This window comes from Neochlamydia sp. AcF65, from assembly GCF_018342435.1.
Classification (GTDB): Bacteria; Chlamydiota; Chlamydiia; order Chlamydiales; family Parachlamydiaceae; genus Neochlamydia.
This window is the reverse complement of sequence record NZ_JAEMUE010000063.1, coordinates 1-23,187: the sequence shown is the minus strand read 5'-3', so window position 1 is coordinate 23,187 and position 23,187 is coordinate 1. Positions and strand designations below refer to the sequence as shown.

Genomic DNA, 23,187 nt, shown 5'->3' with positions numbered 1-23,187 from the left:
CTTATTCAAATCATTTTCTTGAGGTGGTGACAAGTCTAGATAGCATTCTTCTTCCTAAAAAAGAAAAGCTTGCCTCTCAGATTTAAATTTTCCAAATTATCAGGATAAGTTGATGTAAAACTTTTGCACTTGCTAGTCTAAATAAATTACTTCCTTATTTTCTTTTAAATTTGTTTTCTTTTAGATGCATTTCTAGATTATTAGCTAACAAACGCATACATAAAACTTATTACAAAAGGCGGTATAATGAATCCTATTTCTTCCATCACCTTAGAACAATTGCCTAATGAGATACTAGCCCCTATTTTAGGAGCTTGCGTTAACCCTTCCCTATCTAGCGTTTGTAAAAGATGGCGACATTTGCTGGCTAAGGAAGTCATGTCTTCCCTTTATAAGCAAACGGGTAAGATGCATGCTCCTCATAGAGATATTAGCGAACAGACTTTTATTTTAGATAGGCTTTATAAGCTAGAAGAAAAGCTTTCAGAGACAGCAAAGGTCTATGCAATCTTCAGGCAAATCTTTACTCAAGCTACCTCTCTTTCTCCTTTAGAATTTAAGTGGAAAACCGAGGAAAAAAATATTTTACCCTCACTAATTACTGCTCTTATCTTGTAAATATCAATAGCCTCTTAATGTGGAAAGAACTTGGCGGAGGAGAAGAGTATTTAGAAAGAGAAGAAATTAAAGCTTTATCCTTAGAAGAAAAAGACAAATTTTTTAAGGAAGGGATTGAAAATTATAGCAAAGATATTACGAAATTGCATTTAGCAAAAATTGGCTTAACCTTATTACCTGTAGAGATAGAGCAACTGTTGCAGTTAAAAATTTTCTTGTAAATGACACCAAGCTTACCACTCTTCCGGCAGAAATAGGGCAGCTATTGCAGCTGGGATTGCTTGGCTTAGATAACAACCCGCTCACCTCTCTGCCGGCAGAAATAGGGCAGCTATCTCTGCTACAAAATCTTAATTTAAGCAATAACAAACTTACCACTCTTCCGGCAGAAATAGATCATCTGCTAAACGAGTTAAATCTAGAGCTAAATAGAAGCCGGTAGGGAAATTTTCCTCAAGAAATAATGCTACATTTAAAGTTATAACTTACATTTCTCAGCAAAAAAATAATTAGGAATTCTGAGGGCCAATCGAGTAAGATGTTTTCTGTAAGGGTTTAAATTAAACGACTAAAAGTTATGTAAATAGATACACAAAACGCCGATCATTTAGAATTGGTAGCTTAGAATGTGTGAGGAGATAGGGTTAGTTGACCTTATTGATCAAGCAGTAGGTAACCAGGCGAAGAATAAGCATCTAATCTAGGGATAAGCTGTTGAATACATGATCTTAAACGGATGGGGATTTGTAAGTCGGACGCTTTACATGTATTCTGAGTACTTTGAAGACAAACCCATCGATCATTTGCTAGGTATGCCAGTCATTCTCGAGCAGATTGATGATAATGTTTTAGGCAGAACACTGGATAAGCTATTTGAAATGGGCATGACTGAGCTTTTTACTAAGATAGCCCTGCATACAATCAAAGTGCTGGGTATCCAAGTAAAAAGTTTACATTTAGATGCGACAAGTTTTCATGTAGATGGAAACTTATGAGAGCCTATTAGAACAAGGAGAATCGTGCATTCGTCTATTACAAGGCTACAGTCGCGATCACAGGCCTGATTTAAACCAAGCTGTCTTGCAACTCATCACTTCCAATGAAGGCAATATCCCTTTGCAAGCGGCCGATGGCAATAGCAGCAATAAAACCGCCTTTACGCGAGTTGTGGCCGAACATCTTAAAAGCTTTCGGCAAGCCGTAGAGAATCGTTATATAGTAGGAGACAGTGCTTTTTATACGCCAGCTACCTTACAAGCCTTTAAAAGAGAACAACGCTTATTTGTAACTCCTGTTCCCATGCAGATCAAAGAGGCCAAAGAACTCATATTTGAAGTGCTTTACGACAAGACGGTAGAGATGGCAGAAGGGTATCGAGCTTTTAAGAGCATTTCTTGCTATGCAGGCGTTGAACAAAGATAGGTAGCCATCTTTTAACCAAGCTGCCTATCAAAGAAAATGCCGCACTTTAGCTAAGCATTATCTTAAGGACGGTGAGAAAGAAGCCAAAGCCTTTATTAAGCTCATGCAGCAAGAATTTTCATGTCCAAGTGATGCTAAGCGTCAATTAGATAAGCTTGCAAAGAAGCTTAAATATATACAGATTATAAAACCTCAAGTTATAGCAACTCAAAAGCATGCTAAATCTGGTCGGCCCAAAGCTAAGCAAAAAACTTCTATATCTAGCTATCGCCTACAAGACACAGTAGCTTGCTCTTTGCTTAACAAGTTAGCCGATGCCCTTCTGGTGATAAGGATACGAATTGTTTTGACTTGCCTTTTTAATTTTTTTATATTGCCTTTAAAAATAAAAATGATAAAAGGCCATCACTACCCAAGGAAATAAAATGCATTCTATCTCTTCGGCCTCTATTGAAAGCTTGCCCAATGAATTGCTACTCCCTATCTTAGAGGCTTGCGCAGTTCCTTCCTTATTTAGCGTCTGTAAAAGATGGCATCATCTGCTGGCTTCTGAAGTGATGCCTTCTCTTTATAAACAAATAGGTAAAGTGCATGTTCCTCAAGGAAATGTTAAGGAGCAGGCTCTTATTGTAGATAGGATTTATAAGCTAGAAGAAAAGCTTACTGAAGTAGCAAAGGTAAATGCAATCTTTAGGCAAATCTTTACTTTAGCCAAGTCTCTTTCTCCTTTAGAATCTAAAGAGAAAACAGAAGAAAAAAGAGGCTTAAGGCAGGCTAATTACTCTTCTTATCTTGTAAATATTAATCGCCTTTTACTTTGGAAAAAACTTCCTGGTGGAGAAGAATATTTGAGACGAGAAGAAATTAAGCACTTGCCTCTAATAGAATTTAAAGAGAAAACAGAAGAAAAAAGAGGCTTAACGCTGGCTAATTACGCTTCTTATTTCTTAAACATTAATCGCCTTTTACTTTGGAACAAACTTCCTGGTGGGGAAGAATATTTGAGCGGAGAAGAAATTAAGCACTTGCCTCTAGAAAAAAAAGGAGAGCTTTTTAGAGGTTGGATTGAAGAAAATTGTAAAGACTTAACTTTGCTAAATTTATCTAAAGCAGGCTTGACTTATTTACCCACAGAAATATGCCAGTTATCTCAACTGCAAGAGCTTGATTTAAGCCAAAACCAGCTTGCTAGCCTTCCTGCAGAAATCGGAAAGCTGTCTCAGCTGCAAAAGCTTCACTTAAATCAAAACCAGCTCACCGCTCTGCCAGCAGAAATCGGGCAATTGTCTCAGCTAGAATGGCTTAACTTAAATCAAAACCAGCTCACCAGCCTGCCTGCAGGAATCGGGCAACTGCCTCAGCTGCAAGAGCTTTACTTAGATCAAAACCAGCTCATCAGTCTGCCCGCAGAAATCGGGCAATTGTCTCAGCTGCAATCGCTTTACTTATATCACAACCAGCTCACCAGCCTTCCTGTAGAAATCGGGCAGCTGTCTCATCTGCAAAGACTTGCCTTAATTCAAAACCAGCTCACCGCTCTGCCAGCAGAAATCGGGCAATTGTCTCAGCTAGAATGGCTTAACTTAAATCAAAACCAGCTCACCAATCTGCCTGTAGAAATCGGGCAGCTGTCTCATCTGCAAAGACTTGCCTTAAATCAGAACCAGCTCACCAGCCTTCCTGCAGAAATCGGGCAATTGTCTCAGCTGCAATCGCTTTACTTATATCAAAACCAGCTCACCAGCCTTCCTGTAGAAATCGGGCAGCTGTCTCAGCTGCAAAGGCTTGGTTTAAGCCAAAACCAGCTCACCAGTCTGCCTGTAGAAATCGGGCAGCTGTCTCAGCTGCAAAGGCTTGGTTTAAGCCAAAACCAGCTCACCAATCTGCCTGTAGAAATCGGGCAGCTGTTTCAGCTTACCATGCTTACATTAGCGGGAAATCCTTTGGAAGATATTCCAGAAAAAATAAGGCAGCGTTTTCAATTGTAGAATGGCCATAAGTACTTTTTAAGTTGGAGTGAGCTAAAATGAAATAAAAAAACTTTTAGCCATCTTATCTTTAAATAAGTAATTCGCTTTCCTTCCCGCAACTAGGCAAGCTTAAACTAGCCTACACATTATAAAGACAAGAAGTTTCTCTCTTTTTCTGCAGATTGCTAGGATGGGAGAACAACCTTTCTTGACAGGAAGAAGTTAGGCGTATTGTATTCCATCAGGCGGTAGAAGAATTAAAACATTGCGCCAAAAAGAGCCGTTTTTCTCAAACAAGGCAAAGAATCAATCTCATTCTTTTAGCCAAACCAAAATTGCCGCGTCACTTAATCGCCAAAACCTGTGGCTGCTCCTGAATGTTTGGAAGGCCCTCCTTTTTTTCTTGGATCTATTTGAAAAAAAAGCGCCGGTAGATCATCTACGAGTTTTTTTTCATTGATAAGGATACGAATCGGTTTGACTTGCTTTTTAATTTTTTTTTATATTGTCTTTAAAAATAAAAATGCTGAAAAGCCATCACTACCCAAGGAAATAAAATGCATCCTATCTCTTCGGGATCTATTGAAAGCTTGCCCAATGAATTGCTGCTCCCTATCTTAGAGGCTTGCGTAGCTCCTCCCTTATTTAGCGTCTGTAAAAGATGGCATCATCTGCTGGCTACGGAAGTCATGCCTTCTCTTTATAAGCAAATAGGTAAGATGCATTTTCCTCAAGGAGATGTAAATGAGCGAGCTCTTCTTATAGATAAAATTTATAAGCTAGACGAGGGACTTCCGGAAATAGCAAAGGTTGCTGCAATCTTTAAGCAAGTCTTTAGTCTAGCTATAGCTCTTTCTCCATTAGAATTAGAATTTAAATGGAGAACCGAGGAAAAAAAATATCTTACCCTGGCTAATTACTCCTCTTATATGGTAAATACTAATCGCCTGTTAATGTGGAAAAAACTTCCAGGTGGAGAGGAATTCTTAGAGCAAGAAGAAATCAAGTACTTGCCTTTAGAAAGAAAAGGAGAGCTATTTGGAGGGTGGATTGAAGAGCATGGCAAAGAGATTACGTGTTTAAACTTAACAGAGAAGGGTTTAACCTTTTTACCCTTAGAGATAGTGTTGCTACCCCAGTTACAAGCGCTTTATCTAAGCAATAATCATCTCACAATTCTTCCTAGAGAGATAATACAACTTTCTCATCTAAAATGTCTTAATTTAAACGATAACCAGCTAAACACTCTTCCTGCTGAGTTAGGGCAGTTGTCTAATCTGCGAAGACTTTTATTAGAAGGTAACCAGCTTAATACCCTTCCAGTAGAGATAGGAAGACTTTCGCAGCTGCGAGAACTTTCCTTAGAAGTCAACCAGCTTATCTCCCTTCCTGCAGAAATAGGCCAGCTTGCTCAGCTAAAGAAATTAAACTTAAACTATAACCAGCTCAGCACCCTTCCAGCAGAGATAGGACAACTGTCTAAGCTGCAAAAACTTTTCTTAGAAGGTAACTATCTTATTACTCTTCCAGCAGAGATAGGGCAGCTATCCCAGCTGCAAACCCTTAGCTTAGAAAGTAACCAACTCGCTTTCCTTCCTGTAGAGATGGGTCAGTTAGCAAAGCTAAAAGACCTTGACTTAAAAGACAATCAGCTAACTCATCTTCCCAAAGAGATGGGACAGCTAACATATCTAGAAAGCCTTGTCGTAAGATGCAATCTGCTTACTAGCTTTCCTAAGGAGATATGTCAGTTGCTTCAGCTGAGACGGCTTGATATACGCTATAATCAGCTTACCTTCTTTCCTGTAGAGATAGAGCAGTTGAATAATAATGAAAACGTAATCCTTGATTTAATCGGAAATCCATTTGAAAGTATCCCTCATGTGCTAAAAGAGCGGTTTCGCCGCTGGTATTGAAAAAATTCTAACAGTTACGTTACCAATCTAGCATTAGTCAAATTTTTTCATAAAAAAGCCCTGAGGCAGGCTTTAGGTAAGCGGTCACGGGGGTAATCAATTATTTCTTGGTAAGTAAAATAATTTGTAGAATTTATATTTGTCTAATCATAGTATGCAACCCTCATACGAACAGCTGTTTAAAGAGAATGCCTAGTGATGAGCTGAAAATGCAAAGTTAGAAAAGAAAAGAAGTTACGATAGGCTAAGACTTAAGCTGCTATTCTTCAACAATGAATGTGTTAGCCCCAAATATAATACTTAAATTAACTGCTAATGTTTCCGTTTTACTCGGTCTGCTACCCCTATTTTTTACTATGGAAATTTTTTGGCAGTTTGTAGATAAGCATCAAAAAGCTATTCCTTTATGGCTGCTATTAAACTTTTCTTTTATCTTTAATACTACAAAGAGAACTTGCTAGATAAAAGATCGCTTTATAAAAAGCTCAAATTTTTTATCATCCCATAAATTAATCATACCTTATTAAGAGTGAGGGAAAAAAGGGGCAGATAAGCCCCTTTTTAGGTCTCTTCCTATAGAAGGGTGCTAACTGAAAACCTTATTTTTTCTTAGGTTCTATATATATTATTTTGCATGTTTGATTTTCTTTAGGATAAATTTTACCGAGATGCTTTTTAGGCAGTATTTTAATGCGAGTATTAATGCCAACCAATTTGATAGGGTAACCAATTTTTTTATAAAAAGCCCTAGGCGCTCTTAAAGATGATAAACGTTACAAATAAGAATAAAATCAAATTTATTTATAGCGCTTTTAGGTTCTTTGAGAAATTTTTAATAGGACTTCATGGAATAAAAGGCGGTTTGGCTACTGTTGCCTATTTTTTCTTGAAAAAATAAAAAGCAAAATATTTTGCTCAATACACAATATGCCTCTCATCGAGTGTAATAACAATATAATTAAGTTGCAAAAGGACCTGTCAGTAGGCTTTATGCAATCCCTTAGCTTGGAAAAGGGATAGTGTGATAGAAGCAATAAGGGGTAGAAGTTGCTAAAATTCTGAGACTCAATTTTTCTACCATCGAAAAACTAGAGCAAACTTCATTTGATTTTCAAGAAGGTGAGCTACGAAGAAGTAGGCCAATTATCATGCTATTAAACTTTGATAATTAACGCCATACAGGATCGTAATTTTGGCATTCACTGGTATGAGTTGTTGGGGGAGAAGAGGATTGTAATTGTATTTTAACTTTCTACAGGAGGTTGCCAACCAGGCAGCTCTTTTAAATCCCTCAGTCCAAAATGTTTAAGGAAGTAGGGAGTGATCCCGTAGAGAGTAGGGCGCCCGGGCGCTTCTAAGCGGCCTACAGATTCGACAAGTTGTCTCTCCAACAAACTTTGAAGTGTACCCGAGCTATCTACACCGCGGATAGCATCAATTTGAGGACGGGTGATAGGCTGCCGATAAGCAATAATGGCTAACACTTCAGCAGCAGCGGGAGAAAGCTTCTCCGTGCGCTTATTACGAAAAAGTAAATCGAGGTAAGGGCTATATTCTTTACAGGTACGTAAAATATAACCCTGGGCAATTTCTTCTAATCTAAAGGCGCGCTGTTGCAAGATAAATTCTTCCGCTAGCTCTTGCAATAAGTCTTGAATTTGGCGGGGTTTAAGAGGTTCAACAGCATCCAGCACTTCCCGGATTTTATTAAAGCTAAGCGGTTCACGGCTGACGAAAAGCAAGGCTTCTATGATTCTTTTAAGGCGTGTTCTTGTAGTTTTTTCAGTGGCTTTTTGTTCTATAGCCTGATTATTAACGGGAATGCCTGGAAGAGAGCCTTGGACATATTGCTTTTTAGGAGAAAAGTCTTTAGGAGCTGTAAGTTTGTCTGGAGGGGAAGGAGGAAGATCCTCAGAAGGAAGCAAAGGAATTAATTCGTCTGCTGTCGTTTCCATTTCTTGTTCGAAAAAGTTAATTTCTTTAGCCATAAATATTTATACGTTCATGCATAACAGTATTTTCTGAGAGGCAACATCCTTGATTAAATAGCTTTCACCAATTTTCATCAGTTCAAGTACAGCCAAGAAGATAACAATAATTTCTAGCTTGCTTGTAGCATTTACAAAAAGTTGTCCGATTTCAAGCTGATGATTGACCTTTAAATATTGACGAATAGCTTTAATTTTATCAGCAACTTTCCACTCTTCTTCGTGAATAAATTTTGCCGTTTTGATCGGCGCTTTAGCTAAAGCTTGCTTGAAGAGATCCGCTAAGTCTTCCAAAGTCAAATGCTCGATACCCAAGGGTTTATTATTTTCTCCTAGAGGCTCTGGCTCCCGTAAATAATAAGCACTTTGAGACATCTCCAGCTGGGTAAGGTTTTTAGCTGCTTCCTTAAAGCGGCAATAATCCAGTAATTGATGAATAATATCAAAACGGGGATCATGCTCCTCCTCTCCCAAAGAGAGAGGCTGTTCATGCGTAGGCAGAAGCATACGGCTTTTAAGCCATAAAAGAAAGGATGCCGAAGCAATAAATTCAGCCCCTGAATCTACAGAGGAGGCCTGCCATTCCTTTAGCTTTTGGGTATACTGCTCAGTAATTTTTTTTAAAGAAATCTCAACGGGATCAATCTCATGCTTCTGAACAAGATGGAGCAAAAAATCCAGCGATCCTTCAAAGTTATCTAGAGCAAATACATCTTCACTATATAAGTTTTTCATATCAATAAGTCTACTAGAGCAAGAATTCTCTATAAATATAAAAATCTTACCTTTAAGAAAAAATAAGTTAAAATCAGCCTATCGAGGATGAGAATAGATTGCTGATGAAAATAATTTTATAGTTTTTCAAAAATGTTGTTGTTAAACCTGGTGCTCTCTATAATCCGGAAAGAGGTGAAGAGTTTTATTTCACAGTTGACTCATTATTAGTAAACTATGGTCGAAGGATATGCGCTTGCTTAATCGTTTTAATTTATTTATCATCTTTATTTTTCTAACTAATTCTTTTCTTTTAGGCCAGGAAACCGAGCAGCTTAAAAGGCAAGATATTAGTAAAATTATGGAGCAAATTTTTGCTGAGCATTTAGGTCAGAAAACGATTGACAAGAAAATCTTAAAAAATGCTTTTAAAAATTATATCGATCAGTTTGATCCCGACCGTACCTATTTAACCCAAGCAGAGGTAGAGCCTTTCCTTGGATTAACTTCTGAGCAAATGGAAATCTACATTACCGCCTACAAAAATGAAGATTTTTCTTCTTTTGAAAAGCTTAATGCGATCATTCAAAGATCTATCCTGCGGGCACGCCAATATCGGCAAGAGCTTATAATAAATACCGAAGAGCTTTTCAAAGCAGCAGATGAGCGTCGTTCAAGCCATAAAAATACAGATGGATTAGAGCCTAATTTAAAGGGTTCATTTGCTTCTACTTTTGAGCAGATTAAAAGACGTATCAAAGAGCAGATGGTAGCTTTTATTCAGGCCGAGCAGAAAAGATATGGAAAAGCTCAGGTATCTAACTACAAATCCAAACTCCTTATCATGTTTGATCAGGCATTGAAAAATATTGAAGAGGGATATCTGTATCAAACGAGTGAGGGTAAGTCGTATAGTGAGGGTAAAAAAGAAAATGCTTTAGTTTTACATATTTTAAAAGCTTTAGCTAGTTCTTTAGACGCTCATACGGCTTTCTACAGTGATGCAGAAGCTTATGACATGAAAGTACGCCTTGAAAAAGAGTTTGATGGTATAGGAGTGGTGTTACGGTCTACTCCTCAAGGAGTAATAATTTCTTCCCTAATCGAAGGTGGAGCAGCTTCTAAAAGCGGCAAAATTTTTGCTAATGATTATCTTCTGCAAATCAATGGTAAGACCACGTCCGGCCAAACGTTGCCGGAGGTGATGAACACAATAAGAGCCTCAAAAGAGCCTTCTATAGAGCTGGTCATCAGTAGATCTTTCCAAGAAGAAAATGGAAAACAGATGGAAAAGCAGGAAACGATCATTCTTAAAAAAGAGTCTATTCCTATTAAAGGTGAGCGAATAGATATAAAACAGGAAAAAGTGGGCAACGGGATTATTGGCATCATCACCCTTCACTCTTTTTACCAAGGTGAAGATGGAACAGGTAGCGATAGTGATATGCAAAAAGCCCTAAAAGAATTAGATCGAAAAGGTAATTTGCGCGGGCTAATTTTAGATTTACGGGAAAATAGTGGGGGCTTTCTTAGCCAAGCTGTAAAGGTAGCTGGCCTATTTATTTCCAACGGTATCGTTGTAATTTCTAAATATTCTGACGGAGAAAAGCGTATTTATCGCGATATAGATGTGAGGACTGCTTATCAGGGGCCCCTTATTATTTTGACTTCAAAAGCTACCGCTTCTGCTGCTGAAATTGTGGCGCAAGCTTTGCAGGATTATGGGGTGGGCTTAATTGTTGGAGACGAACATACCTATGGAAAGGGCACTATTCAAAGTCAAACAGTGACGGGCAATGAGGGAGAAACCACTTCTTTTTTTAAGGTAACGGTGGGTAAATATTACACGGTCTCAGGAAAAACTCCTCAATTGGAGGGAGTAAAAGCTGATATCGTCGTACCAGGTCCTTATCATAATGAACCTATTGGAGAGGAATATTTAGAGCATCCGTGGAAGCCCGATTTTATTAAGGCAGATTTTGAAGATAGTCTTCAAGATCTTGAGCCTAGTGTAAAGTCTTGGTATATGAAATACTATACGCCTACTCTTCAAGCTAAGGTCTCAATGTGGCGAGAAATGTTGCCCTATTTAAAGAAAAATAGCGCTTATCGCATCGAAAACAATAAAAATTATCAAATGTTTCTAAAGCAAAAGAAAGAAGGAAATGGGGATGACATAAGGCTTTCTGGATCCTCTATCGAAGATGAACCTGGCAAGGAATCAAACAATTATGGTAAAGAAGATCTACAGATGCAAGAAACTATAAATGTACTCAAAGATATGATTTATTTGCATAGCAAAAAACGTCAGAATCAAGAGGTTAAAGGCGCTACTGCTTCTCTTTAAGCTGCTACAGCAAATTAATGTTTGCATAAAAAAGGGATGATAGTCTATCTTGCTTACTTATCTCTGGCCAGATAGCTCAGTCGGTAGAGCAGAGGACTGAAAATCCTTGTGTCGCTGGTTCGATTCCAGTTCTGGCCACTTTAGCCGGATTAATCTATTAATCCGGCTTTTTTTTGTCCTTTTCTTATTAGGCTTTGCTTTAGAGCAATCGTGATTTAATTTTAAAAATTTTAGAGGTGTTTTAAAAAAGCTAGCTATAGCTTGGTTTCGTTGCCAACTTATAATCGAACAAGCAAAGCCTTAAAAAGCGCGTGGTTAGGGCTTAACAAGCAAGCAAATGCGCAATTTTTTCGATTTTTTAATGTTAATTTGGATAAAGAGGAAAAAAGCGATAAGAGTAAATTTCAATCCTTGCTTTAACTACTTCTAATGGGCTAGATATAGCTCTTTTTAGCTTGTTGCCAGAAGAAGATTTAGGCATGTCCGCTTTAGTTAGTGAGCCATGGAAGCAGCTAGCAGAAGACTCATTTTTATGGAAAAAGCTATTTTGCCGGCGTTAGAGCAACTATACCTCGATTAAAGCTCTAGCTGGCAAAAGATTTATAAGAAAGAGCATATTCCTAGAAATTTATACTTCTCTTTTTCTCCGGAATATTTTCATCATCCTATGCATAACTTTTGCTGACTGGCACCTTAAGAAAGTTTAGAAGAGAAAGCCGAGAAAGTCCTAGCCTTCTTGAAATGATGATAGGGACTGCCCAGCTTAATAAATTAAATAAAGATCTTTCCGCATTGATTAGTTACATGATCCTTTTTCTTTTTGTTAGCCTATTCTCAAAAATAGCTATCAGTGCTTAAGTCAATATGCCATCCAAGCGATCTTAAGGTATAAAAGACATGATCTTAAAGAAGCGATTAAGCTTGAAAATTTTTTGAAAAGTTAAAAGGGTAAGGTTCAACAGAATAGCCGATCTTAATCCCTACCAACTACTTATAAGCCTAAACTACCCTTTACAGATCATTAGGTTAAATGCTGTATCTATTAATGGGGTAGCTAATAAGGCGATCGATTGGATGCTGTTGAATAAATTTAAGTTTTTCTCTTTTAGCAGCTAATTCCCATTTCTCAGTATGTTGAAGGTCAAGGAGAGGGGTGGGGGAGAGCCGATTTACTTTCTTTGCTTTCTCTAAATAAGAGGTGATAGCCTCGTAAGCTTTCCATTCAGATCTTAAACTTTCAAGTTTAGAGGTATAAACTAAATTAATTAATTTACCTAATGAAACGGGATAACATGCGGCTTTTTCACTTACATTTCTTAAGAGCTTGATAGCTAAGTGAGGATGCTCATCCGCGGCCGAAAGACAAAAGTTACCTAAAACATCATATAACTCATTTTTTATGGGTTCAGGTAGGAGGGGATCAATGTAGCTGGTGATTTGATACTCATGCTTTATTAAACCTATAAGGATGTTTTTTTTAATAGCATAGGTGTTTAGGTCCTTAGCAATTAAAAAGCTTTCAAGAAATTGGGAAAGAGGGCCTAATGGCGGAATCCAAAAGTCAGGTGCAGGTGCAAGACTTGCTTCTACATTTTTTATTATTGAGTGGTAAGCAACTATTTTGGAAATTGCAGTGCAAGGGCTTTGCTGGGCTTCTTCGTTAACCGTCTGTTGCATGATGAAGTCACCAAATATATAGGCTCCAAAAAGATGATGGAGCTCATCTTCTAGTCGATTTTGGAGTTTATAGATTTTAGCTTTGCAATAATAGGCCTGAGCAACCAAGGCTTTGGATAAGTGTTTCTGTTGGATAACTTGTTCAAATAAATCTAAAACTTTTTGGGGCTCTCCCGCCTGAGGCTCTTTTTCTATTAGTTGCGTCAAGCTATTTAGGCTTTTAGCTAGTATTGCTTCTTCCTGCTTTTCATCCAGCAAAAGACAAGTAAATAATTGCATCGCCTCGGGCAAGCATTGTTCAATCTCATTTCCCCCTTTATATAACATCTCTGCGTAATTTAACTGCGCTTGGCTGACAAGTTGGGGAGCTTCTTTTAAATAATCTTTAGCCTCGATAATTTGCTTAAATAATAAGATAGCATCGGGCCAATTGAGAGAGTTCTCGTCATCTCCATCGCGAAAAATAGTAGCTAATCCTAGCCCAGCTTTAGCCAAAAGAAGATCATTTTTATAAGAACTCTCCAACACTTCTTTGTATAAACTTTGGGAGAGTGCCAAATTTTTAGTGATATCAGGTAAATCCTGACGCAAAATGTCAGCTTTAGAGCATTTGGACATGAGCGAATAGACTATATGGCTATCATGCGTAGAAGAGAAATCGATGACTTCATTAAAAAGGGCAAGGGCTTTAGAAGCTTTGCCATGAGAAAAATACAACTCTGCTAAACAAAACTTGGGTTCTATTTGCCCTTCCAAAGCGATATTAGTCTCTAAAGACTTTTCATAGTAAAAAATGGCTTTTTCTACGACAGGTTCTAAGTCTTTGCTGCCCATGCCATACATATAAGCTTTTCCTACGTAAGCTAGATGTGTGAGGTAAGAGCAAGGATACATCTTTTCTAAAACAAGGCGAGAAAACTCGAAAAAAAGATCCCATTTTCTCTCATCAAAGTCTGTGAGCTCTTGAGGAGAAAAATCTGCTAGCGCTGCATTGTATAACTCATCAGCATCTAACCAACTCTGCTCGCCAGAGTAAGTGCTAGCTGTTAAAATCTCTGCAGATTGCAGGCAAGCTATTCCTCGTATGTAGGTAAATATAGAGCTGACTTGCTGGGTATGAATGCTTTTATACAAGCTTAATATTTTTTGCTCATCATGATTGATAGATTGTGTACGTAAGCGTTCAGCTAGACAAAATCTCCCTAAAATTGCAAGAGGATGGTCTTCTGGATAATTATCGATGATGGTTTCTATAGATGAAGCATTTACTAAGCTAGGATTATAAAGCCCGATAAGCTCTATACTCAATAAAGCTTTGTGTTTCTCTTCTTCTTCCAGCCAGCTAGAATGTCGGAGTGTGTCAAATAGTTCTAAGAATGAACCCTCGTTAAGCTTGGCTTCATTATTATATGCAAGGATAATCTGGCTGTTTAGCTTAGCTTTAATGATTGTTTCTGGGCTCTGATGAGGTTCATCAAGAATTTCTTTTAAAAATATTTGCGCTTTTTCAAGCTGGCCTTGAGCCAGCAGCCTTTCCGCTTTAGCTAACTTCTCGCGCCCAGCATGCTGGGAAGAAGGTAAGTAGAAAAGTGAGGGGATGATTGCAAATGCCTGCATAACTATAAATCAGTTTTTTTATTTAAAGAACCCATACTAAGAGTTAGCTCGGATATTTTCAATATATTTATAACTTAACTGAAAAGGACGTAAGAATTTAGGAGAGAAGAAGAATTACAAGCTTATCCCCTCCATCGTTATCAAACAAAGCACAAAAGGCCTAGCGATTATTAATTGTATTGGAAAAGTATGTTGGGCATCATTTTTATGAGAAGCATGGGCAGTAGGTTGCCCGAAAAGAGGATTCAGCTGCTTTTAAACCACACTTTTTTATTGACAAGAGACCGGCTCTTTTGGTGGCTTTAGATTTCGATTGATTGGAATACATCTAATGCGCTATACTGCACACAGTTTATTGATATTCTTAAAAAAACTTTATCGTTTTACAATGCCTAAGGGGGCTAGAATGAGTTCCAACAAATCATACGCGATTATCAAAACTGGCGGAAAGCAGTATCGTGTAGCTAAAGATGACATCATCCAAGTAGAAATGCTTGACGCAGAGCCAGGAGAAAAAGTTGAATTTGCTGAAGTGCTTTTTGTCGGTGAAGAAAACTCTTCCCATGTTAGCGCCCAAGCTTTAGAAGGCTTCAAAGTTATGGGTGAGCTGCTAGATATTGTAGCTGGTCCTAAGGTTGTAAGCTTAAAATACAAACCGAGTCATAATAATTACAGGAAGTTTGGCCACCGCCAACATTATGCACGTGTAAAAATTACTGAGATTGCCAAAGCATAAGGAAGGAGAATTATGGCACATAAGAAAGGACAGGGTTCAACCCGTAACGGACGCGACTCTCACTCAAAGCGTCTTGGAATAAAAGTAGGGATGGGTGAAATCGTCAAGACAGGTAGTGTCTTGGTTAGACAAAGGGGCACTAAATGGCACCCCGGTAAAAATGTAGGCCGTGGTAGCGATGATACGCTTTTTGCTCTTGCTGATGGAAGCGTTTCTTTTCGTAAATCCGATCGCACTTACGTCTCTATCGAAGCTGGAGCCTAACCATTTTAGAGCTATAGAAAGAGGAATGATGAGCATTAATTCTTCTCTTCATTCTTCTTCGTCAATTATTATTCTCTTTTAACTCTCCCTTTTTATATAAAAATATGTTTGTTGATCGTGTGACTATAGATCTAGCTGCCGGTAAAGGCGGAAATGGTGTTATTGCTTGGCGGCGGGAAAAGTATATCCCTAAGGGAGGGCCCTGCGGTGGCAATGGAGGTAAGGGCGGTTCGCTTATCCTTCAAGCCGATGCCCAAGTTTTTTCCTTGGAGTGGTTTCGCAATCGCCGCATTTTAAAAGCAGAAAATGGCCGTGAAGGAGGTCCCAATTGCCAGCAAGGACGCAATGGCAAAGACCTTGTTCTGAAAGTTCCTTGTGGCACGCTGGTAAAAAATGTTCATACGGGTGAAATTCTTCATGACTTTACCCAGGATGGAGAGAAGTGGGAAATTTGTAAAGGCGGCCGAGGTGGGCGCGGTAATGATAGCTTTAAGTCTCCTACCAATCGAGCACCCAATACACGCACCGAAGGCACCGAAGGTCAAGCCTGTAGCGTAGAATTAGAGCTAAAATTAATTGCTGACGTAGGATTGGTAGGCTTTCCTAATGCTGGAAAATCCACACTGTTTTCCTCTTTGGCTTCTGTCAAAGTAAAAATAGCTCCCTATCCTTTTACTACCTTACGACCTAACCTGGGTTTTATTACTTATAAAGAGCATCAACGCATTTTTATTGCTGATATTCCCGGGATTATCCAAGGCGCTCATTGCAACCGAGGATTAGGCTTTGAATTTTTAAGACACATCGAACGTACAAAACTTTTATTATTTGTCTTAGATGCTTCAGGGATCGATGGACGAGATCCCAGCGCGGACTTTGAAGTATTACGTCATGAAATTCAGGCTTATAATCCTGAAATGCTCGAGCGTCCTTATCTTATCGTGTTAAATAAGATAGATACCGAAGAAGCTTCTCAGCATATTAAAGTCTTTTTAAAGAATAAGTTTGCTGCTAAGGAGAAGATTTTTCAAATTTCAGCTATGCTGGGTAATGGCTTGCCCGAATTACGTGAAGCTATTCGTTTAAATATTCAACCGTTAGCGTAATCCACTTATTCTTTAAAAGAATTTAAGGCAGAGAGCCCTCAATAGCTGCCTCTAAAAAAAATTTAAGAATTAGCGCGGTAGAGTATTTTGTTAGCTTGTGCACTAACAACTTCTATAAATTATGCCTCCTCGAGGCACATCTGCAGCGTTTCATTCCAATCGGGGAGTTGAATACCAAATGTTTTTTCTGTTTTCTCGTGACTTAGTAAAGAATTATGAGGGCGTTGGGCAGCTACTGGATAGGCTGATGAGGGAATATTTACAAGTGTAGGCACCTTTACTCCTTTTTTAAGACTTTGCCAGTCAAAGATAGCTTTAGCAAAGCCGAACCAAGAGGTTTTGCCGCGACAGGTAAGATTGTAAATGCCATCCTGTCCTTCATAACGGGCTATCACTTGCGCTGTAGCCTCTGCAATTAAACGGCTCCAGGTAGGAGCACCGATTTGGTCGCCTACAATCTTTAATGTATCTTTCTCTAGCCCTAATCTTAGCATAGTTAGCAAAAAATTGTGGCCTCGATTTCCATAAACCCAGCTAGTACGTAAGATTACATGAGCGCAGCCTGAGGCCTGAATAGCACGATCTCCTTCAAGTTTAGAGTAGCCGTAAAAATTTTGAGGATTAGGAACAGTATCTTCAGCAGAAGGACTGGGCGAGCATCCATCAAAGACATAATCACTGGAATAGTGAATGAGAAGCGCATTAAGCTTTTTAGCCTCTTCAGCAAGAATTTGAGGAGCCCGTGCATTGATGGCCATACAAGCTTCCTGCTCAACTTCAGCTTTGTCAACCGCTGTATAGGCCGCTGCATTAACGATCATATGGGGCTTTAATCCGTTTAGAAGCTCGCGAATAGAGAGAGGAGAAGCAAGGTTTAAGGCTTCCCGGTCATAAGTAATAAGCTGCCCCAGAGGTGAAAGAGTGCGACAGAGCTCCCAGCCTACTTGCCCTCGCTTGCCTAGGATAAGAATTTTTTTCATAGGAATACCTCGGCATCTTTGAATAAATTTCCCTGTTGATCTTTAGCCGAAAGAATAGGTAAAGCTCCCTGAAGGGGCCACTCGATGGCTAAATCTGGATCATTCCAAATAATTGTACGCTCCGATGAAGGATCATAAAAATCAGATGTTTTATATAGAAAGTCGGCCTGTTCTGACAACACTAGAAAACCATGGGCAAAGCCTTTAGGAATCCATAACATTCGTTTATTCTGCGCGGATAATATTAATCCTACCCACTGGCCGAAAGTAGGCGAATGTTTGCGTAAGTCTACAGCTACATCATAAACTTCACCGCTAACGACCCGAACAAGCTTTCCTTGGGGCTGATGAATCTGATAGTGGAGCCCCCGTAAGACATGTTTAGGAGAATGGGAGTGATTGTCTTGGACAAAAACATCATGAATATGAGCTTTTTCGCGAAACATCGTTAAATTAAAACTTTCAAAAAAAAAGCCGCGGGCATCCCCGAAAACCTGGGGTTCTATAATTTTGACTTCAGGTATAGATGTTCCAAGGACTTGCATAAATTTACCTTTAGGGATGAGAGTGATAAATTATCTTAAGAAGGTGCAGGTTTTGATACAATCAAAAAACCTCTATCTTCTAAATATTGAGAAAAAAGTTTTCGTGTAATTAATACTATGAGGATAGGCTGGCAAAAAATTACTAGCATTGGCTTTTGCCAGGTTGCTCTTATCTAATTTTTCTCTCGAGTTCTGTATCTATCGCTAATAACTTAATGATGTTGGTAAGTAGGCTTACTATCTTTTTTCTGCATGAAGGATTCGACTAATAGTAGAGCAAAAGTAAAAGGGGATTTTTGCTTTCTTTACGAAAAAGTAGATCCATTAGATTTACATTATGTTGAGCTTAAAGCAAAGGATGATGAAGATAGATCGCTAACATAAGAAACTTATATTAAAAAAGCCTTCCTTATTTAGGTTGCTTATTTTTAGCTTCTAAAGAAGCCAGACTCCAAAGATGAATTCAAAGTAGCAAAAGATAGAGAAAAAAACAAATAGAAATAATATGGCAGACATAAGTCATTATAAAATAGGAAAAGGCTTACCTGCCGAATAAGAATTCTAAAAAAAGTTTTTTGTTTTCATAGGATAATGTATAAAGCGTTTAGATAATGAGAATGTTTTTCAATTTTTGTTTTTAATTATTGCTTTTTCTTCACAAGGACTTAGCAGGGCAGGGGCTTGCATGAAAATTTTAGTGGTAAATGGGGGGTCAAGTTCTTTTAAATTTGCTTTATTTGAAGCAAAAAGCGTTTTTTTGCGCGATCTTGAGCCCTTATGGCAAAAGACTATAGAATTTGAAAATAGCTATGAAGATCGCCGAGCAGCTATTAAGAAAGCATTTAAGGAAGTTCCCACGCCCATTGATAGAATTGGCCATCGTATCGTCCATGGAGGCTGCCTCTTTCAAAAGCCTACTTTCCTTACTCCTGAGACTATAAAGCTTCTTCAAAAACTGTCTCATTTAGCTCCTTTACATAACCCAATAAATTTGCAAGGAATAGAGGAGGCAGAGTGTTATTTTCCCGCTGCCCCACAAATAGGAGTATTCGATACAGCCTTTTACACTAGCATGCCCGAAGTAGCATGGACTTATCCTCTCCCTAGTGAATGGACCAAAGAGGGAATTCGTCGTTATGGGTTTCATGGAATTAGCCATCAGTATTGCATGGAAACCATTCAAGAGAGGGTAGGTTCCGATAATCATAAATTGATTACATGTCATTTAGGAAATGGTTCCTCTTGTACCGCTATTTTAAATGGAAAAGGGATAGATACGACTATGGGATTTACTCCTCTGGAGGGATTAATGATGGGAACACGCAGCGGTTCTATCGATCCTGGTATTATTCTTTACCTCCAAAAACAGAAAAACATGACTATTGAGGAAGTGGAACATTGCTTAAATAAAAAATCAGGTTTATTAGGTATTGGGGGTAGCTTCGATATGCGTAAGATTTTAAAAGCTGCAGAGATGAAAGATTCTCGAGCTATTTTAGCTTTAGATTTATATGTACATTGTTTGAAAAAAGCGATAGGGGCCTTAGCATCTACCTTAAATGGCCTAGATACTCTATGCTTTACTGGAGGAATTGGAGAGAATGCTGTCCCAGTAAGGCAAAAGGCTGTAGAGAGCCTTGAATATTTGGGTGTTAAAGTAGATTCTATTTTAAACGGCGCATGGAAAAATGATGGAGAGATATCACCAGCCGCTTCTAAAGTAAAGGTTTTTGTCGTGCATGTGCGTGAAGAGTGGTTAATTGCTAAAGAATGCTTTAACTTACAATAAAGATTCATTAAAAAATGATGAGCTACTCAGCAGTTTCATAAAGAGAAACAAGCGCGGTAAAGAATGAGGTAAAAAGGTAAAAATAATTATATTTCACCTATATTCTTCTCTCTCTCAGGAAAGATAAAAAAGCTAAAAAATTAAAGTCCTCGATTTAATCTTTACCTCGCTTTAATAAATTGTAAATTAAATTTTAGTAAATGATTGGGGGCTATGGATGTATCTCCCTAATAGATATTTTTTTGATTACCCATATATAATCATTTTTCTTTTGTAAAAAGGAGGAAATGATGCCGGGAAAATTTGAAGGATTGAGGGATGCACAATGGCAAATTTTAGAGCCATTACTTCCTAAAGCGCCTGAAAAACGAGGTAAAGGCTATCCCCATACATCGTGGAGAAAAATTTGCGATACTATCTTTTGGCGCCTCATTACAGGTTCAAGATGGTGTGATGGCCTAAAGGGGACTAGTGGGGTTCTAGATCAGGAGCTCATCGCTGGCTAGGTAGATGGCAAGAAGATGGCACGTTAAATAGGATGCTGCAAGCCTTGCTTGATAGAGCCGATCTTGCCGGAAAGTTAGATTGGCAACGCCTAGCAGCTGACGGTTTTTTTCCAGCAGGGAAGGGAGGAGGGCAAGAGATTGAGTACGGATATAAAGGAAAAGGAACAACCACTTATTGATTAGTAGAAGGAAAGGCCTGGCCTATAGCTTTTGAGAACACAGCTGCCAATGGAGATGAACGCCAAATGGTGGAACCTTTAATTAATCAAGTTCAGCATCACATCAATAGGGTAAAAGATTTATTAAAGCTTTTTCCTATATTTGAAGCAGATAAAGGATACGTTGACGAATACTTAAGGGATAGGGCTATTAATGGCGTTGTTGCGTAAATACTAAGAAGTGTATGCGATAAGATTGCTCTTTAACACATAAGAGCTATAAAATTAGTTTGCAACAACAAAAATATAGGCAAGCTATGGAAAAAAAGCTTAACTACCGCATACGTAACTGGTCCGATTATAACAAAGCTTTAGTGCAAAGAGGAAGCATAACCTTATGGTTTTCGGATGAAACCATTAAAGGATGGAGGGAAAATAAAAACACGGGTAAGAAGGGCCGTCCAAGAATTTACTCTGCGGACGCTATCTTATGCGTGTTGATGATTAGAGCGGTTTATCATTTACCTCTTCGTGCTGTGCGAGGGTTTGTGTCATCGCTGATTACTTTGCTGGCTTTGGGATTGCCTGTTCCTTGTTATACCCGCATTTGTAGGCGTGCTAAAGAGCTTGGGCAAGAGCTTACAAAGCTAAGCCGTAAGCGTCCGACAGACATAGTCTTTGATTCCACTGGAGTGAAAGTTTATGGTGAAGGAGAGTGGAAAGTACGCCAGCATGGGTGTGCCACGAGCACATTATAGATGTGCGTAACTATACGAAAGATGAGGAAAATGGCTCCTCGAAGTCGCTTTGCAGGAAGAGATTTCAAACCACCTTAAGCTGCTTTGGTCAAAAGCCAAGGTAGTGAGCGTTAAGGAAAAGGTATGATAAACATATCAGGTGAGGGCTAAGGAGACGAACGAAAGTGAACTATTGGTCCAAGTGTCGAAAGCGTAAAGATGATGTCAAAACTGGGGGCTCCATGCTCTTCCAAGATAAATTTAGGGGAAACCTGTTTACTGCCTAAATGGCGTCCGGCATAGAGATAGCGTGAACTTAGTCTAGGCTTTTGTATGGAACGTGGGAACCTCATAGATGATGTTAAGAGAAAACCATATAAGTGAAGAACATAAAGTGGGAAATATCGAAGCATGTATGAGGGGCAGATCAACTCGTAGTAGTGAGGAAGCCTTTGTAATGAAGGGGGAGCGAAGGGGTTGAATTGTTCAATCCAACTCAATAAGTCAAGTAGAAATACGAGGAACTTATGAGGGTGGAGAAAAGGCTGGAAAGCTTGAAGAACAATAGGAGCCGTATGAAGCGAGAGTTTCACGTACGTGTCTGTGGGAGCCTAAGGGGGAAGTTCCCTTGGGCGACCCGATCAAAGCAAAGCGGAGGACTTGGAGAAAAATTCACTTAAGCGTTTGCCCGGACTCACATGAAGTTATGTTGAGTGAATTGACCTTGAGTAATAAAGCCGATGATTTAGTGGCGAGCCAAATGATCCCCAAGCTGCCAAAGAGCGTAAAGACCACTTATGGAGATGGTGCTTATGATAGACAAGCTTTCTATCGATCGTCTTATGTTCGGGGTATAGATCCTGTAGTGCCTCCAAGAAGAGGAGGAAGGTTAAGCCAAGAGACGGACAAACCTTGGATGAAAAAAAGAAATGATAACTTAGAAGTCATTCAAGGCTTGGGAGGAGATAATGAGGCTAGGCAGCTTTGGAAAAAGCTTATTGGCTATCATAGAAGATCGCTTGCCGAAACGGCGATGTACCGCTTTAAAAGAAGCTTTGGAAGAGATTTTCGCTCTAGGAAGCTAGACTATCAGCGGGCAGAATTATCTACTAAACCTTTGGCGATGAATAAGATGACAGCACTTGGAATGACCCAAGGGCAATGGGTACTAACTTGATAAGCCTTTAAACAGATCAACTATTAGGTCATTTACGCAACAAGGTCATAATAAAATGTAAAATAAGTTTTAAATTTGCGTTGATTTAAAGTTTAAAATATAAATAAATATAAATACTTATTATGTAAGTGATAGGGCATAAAATTTATATACTTGAAACTTAACTTAAAATTGGTTTATTATTTATCTAATTATTGAGAGTTAAGGTAATTTAAATTATTGGATTTTGTCCATGGCTATTATTCTCTCAAAGTTTTCTAAATTAACTTTAACGCAGGACTAATTGTATGATGCATTTATCACCTACACAATCTAACAAAGATATGGTTGTATATAAATTTTTATCTCTAAACAAACTATTTACTACCAAAGCAAAGACTAACATTAAACATCTTCCAGAAGAGTTGATAATACGGATCTTCTCTTTTTTGTCTCCCCAAGAGGTTATCCACGCTCAAAGCGTATGCCAGAATTGGGAGAAAATAGGAAACAAAACTGAATTATGGGACCGCCTTTACTGTCGAGATTTTAAAAGTAAAATGGGTGAAAAAAAAACAAAGCAAGATTACATCGGTCGCTATAGACTCAAAAAATATCAAATCTTTGTTAAAACAAAAAAGATTGACTTTTCTTATAGCTTTTTACCAATAAGTTTTTTGCCTCTTGTCAATAAAAGAGAAAATGCATCCAGATTTAAGCTGACTGATTGAAAGGTAGAATTAGTAAGCGGTTACAGGGTAAGCCTAGCTTTAGATAGGATTCTACGGGCCTCTGCAAAGCCAAAAATGCTTGTAAATAGCTTTTTTTCCTATTTACTGCACTTTCTAACTCACCTTACGCACAGATGAGTTGAAAAAATTATTCTAGAGGTATATTTTTTTCTTTGAAAAGAGGAGAAAAAAATGAAACTTGATCTTCTT

General features: G+C 38.5%; 23 protein-coding genes and 1 tRNA gene. 19 read left to right on the top strand and 5 right to left on the bottom strand.

Features of this window, described 5'->3' with window-relative positions; all coding sequences use genetic code 11:
• The first annotated feature begins 246 nt into the window (after positions 1-246).
• The 7 genes from NEOC65_RS07580 to NEOC65_RS07550 all read left to right on the top strand — a co-directional run bounded on the left by NEOC65_RS07580 (position 247) and on the right by NEOC65_RS07550 (position 5,926).
• Positions 247-618, top strand: a complete 372-nt coding sequence (locus NEOC65_RS07580; protein ID WP_213151177.1) for a hypothetical protein — start codon at positions 247-249, stop codon at positions 616-618.
• A gap of 17 nt (positions 619-635) precedes the next feature.
• The gene (locus NEOC65_RS07575; protein WP_213151179.1) at positions 636-839 is read left to right on the top strand and encodes a hypothetical protein; all 204 of its coding nucleotides are present in this window, start codon (positions 636-638) and stop codon (positions 837-839) included.
• Between the two features lie 44 nt (positions 840-883).
• On the top strand, positions 884-1,060 hold the full coding sequence (locus tag NEOC65_RS07570) for a hypothetical protein (protein WP_213151181.1): 177 nt from the start codon (positions 884-886) through the stop codon (positions 1,058-1,060).
• Positions 1,061-1,340: 280 nt separating this feature from the next.
• Positions 1,341-1,613 carry a DUF4277 domain-containing protein gene (locus tag NEOC65_RS07565; protein WP_166154235.1) on the top strand — a complete coding sequence of 91 codons (273 nt, stop codon included), beginning with the start codon at positions 1,341-1,343 and terminating at the stop codon, positions 1,611-1,613.
• Positions 1,600-2,040 (top strand): IS1634 family transposase, encoded by a 441-nt coding sequence (locus NEOC65_RS07560; RefSeq protein WP_166154233.1) that lies wholly within the window; start codon positions 1,600-1,602, stop codon positions 2,038-2,040. The genes NEOC65_RS07565 and NEOC65_RS07560 overlap by 14 nt, the downstream gene beginning before the upstream one ends.
• Positions 2,041-2,465: 425 nt before the next feature.
• The gene (locus NEOC65_RS07555; RefSeq protein ID WP_213156167.1) at positions 2,466-4,028 is read left to right on the top strand and encodes a leucine-rich repeat domain-containing protein; all 1,563 of its coding nucleotides are present in this window, start codon (positions 2,466-2,468) and stop codon (positions 4,026-4,028) included.
• 539 nt (positions 4,029-4,567) lie between these two features.
• Complete coding sequence (locus NEOC65_RS07550) at positions 4,568-5,926, top strand: leucine-rich repeat domain-containing protein (RefSeq protein WP_213156166.1); 1,359 nt, start codon at positions 4,568-4,570, stop codon at positions 5,924-5,926.
• Positions 5,927-7,170: 1,244 nt separating this feature from the next.
• On the opposite strand, the gene scpB is transcribed toward NEOC65_RS07550, so the two are convergent.
• Both scpB and NEOC65_RS07540 read right to left on the bottom strand, forming a co-directional pair.
• On the bottom strand, positions 7,171-7,914 hold the full coding sequence (gene scpB, locus NEOC65_RS07545) for an SMC-Scp complex subunit ScpB (protein WP_242678175.1): 744 nt from the start codon (positions 7,912-7,914) through the stop codon (positions 7,171-7,173).
• 6 nt (positions 7,915-7,920) lie between these two features.
• Positions 7,921-8,649 (bottom strand): segregation and condensation protein A, encoded by a 729-nt coding sequence (locus NEOC65_RS07540; protein WP_166155185.1) that lies wholly within the window; start codon positions 8,647-8,649, stop codon positions 7,921-7,923.
• 235 nt (positions 8,650-8,884) lie between these two features.
• Here NEOC65_RS07540 and tsp point away from each other — a divergent pair, with 235 nt between their 5' ends.
• From tsp to NEOC65_RS10035, 3 genes are all read left to right on the top strand, one after another.
• Positions 8,885-10,975 (top strand): tail-specific protease Tsp, encoded by a 2,091-nt coding sequence (gene tsp, locus NEOC65_RS07535; RefSeq protein WP_213156165.1) that lies wholly within the window; start codon positions 8,885-8,887, stop codon positions 10,973-10,975.
• 65 nt (positions 10,976-11,040) lie between these two features.
• Positions 11,041-11,113, top strand: a tRNA-Phe gene (locus tag NEOC65_RS07530).
• Positions 11,114-11,430: 317 nt separating this feature from the next.
• The gene (locus tag NEOC65_RS10035; RefSeq protein ID WP_213156164.1) at positions 11,431-11,535 is read left to right on the top strand and encodes an F-box-like domain-containing protein; all 105 of its coding nucleotides are present in this window, start codon (positions 11,431-11,433) and stop codon (positions 11,533-11,535) included.
• 466 nt (positions 11,536-12,001) lie between these two features.
• Here the strand turns inward: NEOC65_RS10035 and NEOC65_RS07520 are convergent, their stop codons facing one another.
• The gene (locus NEOC65_RS07520) at positions 12,002-14,269 is read right to left on the bottom strand and encodes a hypothetical protein (RefSeq protein ID WP_213156163.1); all 2,268 of its coding nucleotides are present in this window, start codon (positions 14,267-14,269) and stop codon (positions 12,002-12,004) included.
• A 406-nt stretch (positions 14,270-14,675) separates the two neighbouring features.
• Here NEOC65_RS07520 and rplU point away from each other — a divergent pair, with 406 nt between their 5' ends.
• The 3 genes from rplU to obgE all read left to right on the top strand — a co-directional run bounded on the left by rplU (position 14,676) and on the right by obgE (position 16,375).
• On the top strand, positions 14,676-15,005 hold the full coding sequence (gene rplU / locus NEOC65_RS07515; protein WP_039385975.1) for a 50S ribosomal protein L21: 330 nt from the start codon (positions 14,676-14,678) through the stop codon (positions 15,003-15,005).
• Positions 15,006-15,017: 12 nt separating this feature from the next.
• Positions 15,018-15,269, top strand: coding sequence for a 50S ribosomal protein L27 (rpmA, locus tag NEOC65_RS07510; RefSeq protein WP_166155179.1), 252 nt, complete (start codon positions 15,018-15,020; stop codon positions 15,267-15,269).
• A 104-nt stretch (positions 15,270-15,373) separates the two neighbouring features.
• Positions 15,374-16,375: a GTPase ObgE gene (gene obgE / locus NEOC65_RS07505; RefSeq protein WP_166155177.1), complete on the top strand. Its 1,002-nt coding sequence runs from the start codon at positions 15,374-15,376 to the stop codon at positions 16,373-16,375.
• 119 nt (positions 16,376-16,494) lie between these two features.
• On the opposite strand, the gene rfbD is transcribed toward obgE, so the two are convergent.
• Positions 16,495-17,355, bottom strand: a complete 861-nt coding sequence (gene rfbD, locus NEOC65_RS07500) for a dTDP-4-dehydrorhamnose reductase (RefSeq protein ID WP_213152087.1) — start codon at positions 17,353-17,355, stop codon at positions 16,495-16,497.
• On the bottom strand, positions 17,352-17,900 hold the full coding sequence (gene rfbC / locus NEOC65_RS07495; protein WP_166155173.1) for a dTDP-4-dehydrorhamnose 3,5-epimerase: 549 nt from the start codon (positions 17,898-17,900) through the stop codon (positions 17,352-17,354). The genes rfbD and rfbC overlap by 4 nt, the downstream gene beginning before the upstream one ends.
• A gap of 685 nt (positions 17,901-18,585) precedes the next feature.
• On the opposite strand from rfbC, the gene NEOC65_RS07490 reads away from it, so the two are divergent.
• The 6 genes from NEOC65_RS07490 (at position 18,586) to NEOC65_RS07470 (ending at position 22,977) form a co-directional block, all read left to right on the top strand.
• A complete protein-coding gene (locus NEOC65_RS07490) occupies positions 18,586-19,689 on the top strand; it encodes an acetate/propionate family kinase (protein WP_213156162.1) in 1,104 nt (367 codons plus the stop codon).
• Between the two features lie 287 nt (positions 19,690-19,976).
• Positions 19,977-20,195 (top strand): transposase, encoded by a 219-nt coding sequence (locus NEOC65_RS07485; RefSeq protein WP_166155169.1) that lies wholly within the window; start codon positions 19,977-19,979, stop codon positions 20,193-20,195.
• A gap of 44 nt (positions 20,196-20,239) precedes the next feature.
• Positions 20,240-20,374: a hypothetical protein gene (locus tag NEOC65_RS09725; RefSeq protein WP_278248294.1), complete on the top strand. Its 135-nt coding sequence runs from the start codon at positions 20,240-20,242 to the stop codon at positions 20,372-20,374.
• 296 nt (positions 20,375-20,670) lie between these two features.
• Positions 20,671-21,111 carry a transposase gene (locus NEOC65_RS07480; protein WP_213156161.1) on the top strand — a complete coding sequence of 147 codons (441 nt, stop codon included), beginning with the start codon at positions 20,671-20,673 and terminating at the stop codon, positions 21,109-21,111.
• Between the two features lie 607 nt (positions 21,112-21,718).
• Positions 21,719-22,267, top strand: coding sequence for a transposase (locus NEOC65_RS07475; RefSeq protein WP_213156160.1), 549 nt, complete (start codon positions 21,719-21,721; stop codon positions 22,265-22,267).
• A gap of 287 nt (positions 22,268-22,554) precedes the next feature.
• Positions 22,555-22,977: an F-box-like domain-containing protein gene (locus NEOC65_RS07470; RefSeq protein ID WP_166154444.1), complete on the top strand. Its 423-nt coding sequence runs from the start codon at positions 22,555-22,557 to the stop codon at positions 22,975-22,977.
• Positions 22,978-23,187 lie beyond the last annotated feature (210 nt).

Bases quoted from the DNA above. Each gene is read 5' to 3' on its own strand.
- NEOC65_RS07550 (WP_213156166.1), top strand. From the start codon at position 4,568: ATGCATCCTATCTCTTCGGGATCTATTGAAAGCTTGCCCAATGAATTG.
- scpB (WP_242678175.1), bottom strand. From the start codon at position 7,914: ATGGCTAAAGAAATTAACTTTTTCGAACAAGAAATGGAAACGACAGCA.
- NEOC65_RS07485 (WP_166155169.1), top strand. From the start codon at position 19,977: ATGATGCCGGGAAAATTTGAAGGATTGAGGGATGCACAATGGCAAATT.
- rfbC (WP_166155173.1), bottom strand. From the start codon at position 17,900: ATGCAAGTCCTTGGAACATCTATACCTGAAGTCAAAATTATAGAACCC.
- NEOC65_RS07560 (WP_166154233.1), top strand. From the start codon at position 1,600: ATGGAAACTTATGAGAGCCTATTAGAACAAGGAGAATCGTGCATTCGT.
- NEOC65_RS07470 (WP_166154444.1), top strand. From the start codon at position 22,555: ATGATGCATTTATCACCTACACAATCTAACAAAGATATGGTTGTATAT.
- NEOC65_RS07520 (WP_213156163.1), bottom strand. From the start codon at position 14,269: ATGCAGGCATTTGCAATCATCCCCTCACTTTTCTACTTACCTTCTTCC.
- rplU (WP_039385975.1), top strand. From the start codon at position 14,676: ATGAGTTCCAACAAATCATACGCGATTATCAAAACTGGCGGAAAGCAG.
- NEOC65_RS07490 (WP_213156162.1), top strand. From the start codon at position 18,586: ATGAAAATTTTAGTGGTAAATGGGGGGTCAAGTTCTTTTAAATTTGCT.
- obgE (WP_166155177.1), top strand. From the start codon at position 15,374: ATGTTTGTTGATCGTGTGACTATAGATCTAGCTGCCGGTAAAGGCGGA.
- NEOC65_RS07555 (WP_213156167.1), top strand. From the start codon at position 2,466: ATGCATTCTATCTCTTCGGCCTCTATTGAAAGCTTGCCCAATGAATTG.
- NEOC65_RS07480 (WP_213156161.1), top strand. From the start codon at position 20,671: ATGGAAAAAAAGCTTAACTACCGCATACGTAACTGGTCCGATTATAAC.
- NEOC65_RS07575 (WP_213151179.1), top strand. From the start codon at position 636: ATGTGGAAAGAACTTGGCGGAGGAGAAGAGTATTTAGAAAGAGAAGAA.
- rpmA (WP_166155179.1), top strand. From the start codon at position 15,018: ATGGCACATAAGAAAGGACAGGGTTCAACCCGTAACGGACGCGACTCT.
- NEOC65_RS07540 (WP_166155185.1), bottom strand. From the start codon at position 8,649: ATGAAAAACTTATATAGTGAAGATGTATTTGCTCTAGATAACTTTGAA.
- rfbD (WP_213152087.1), bottom strand. From the start codon at position 17,355: ATGAAAAAAATTCTTATCCTAGGCAAGCGAGGGCAAGTAGGCTGGGAG.
- NEOC65_RS07580 (WP_213151177.1), top strand. From the start codon at position 247: ATGAATCCTATTTCTTCCATCACCTTAGAACAATTGCCTAATGAGATA.
- NEOC65_RS07565 (WP_166154235.1), top strand. From the start codon at position 1,341: ATGATCTTAAACGGATGGGGATTTGTAAGTCGGACGCTTTACATGTAT.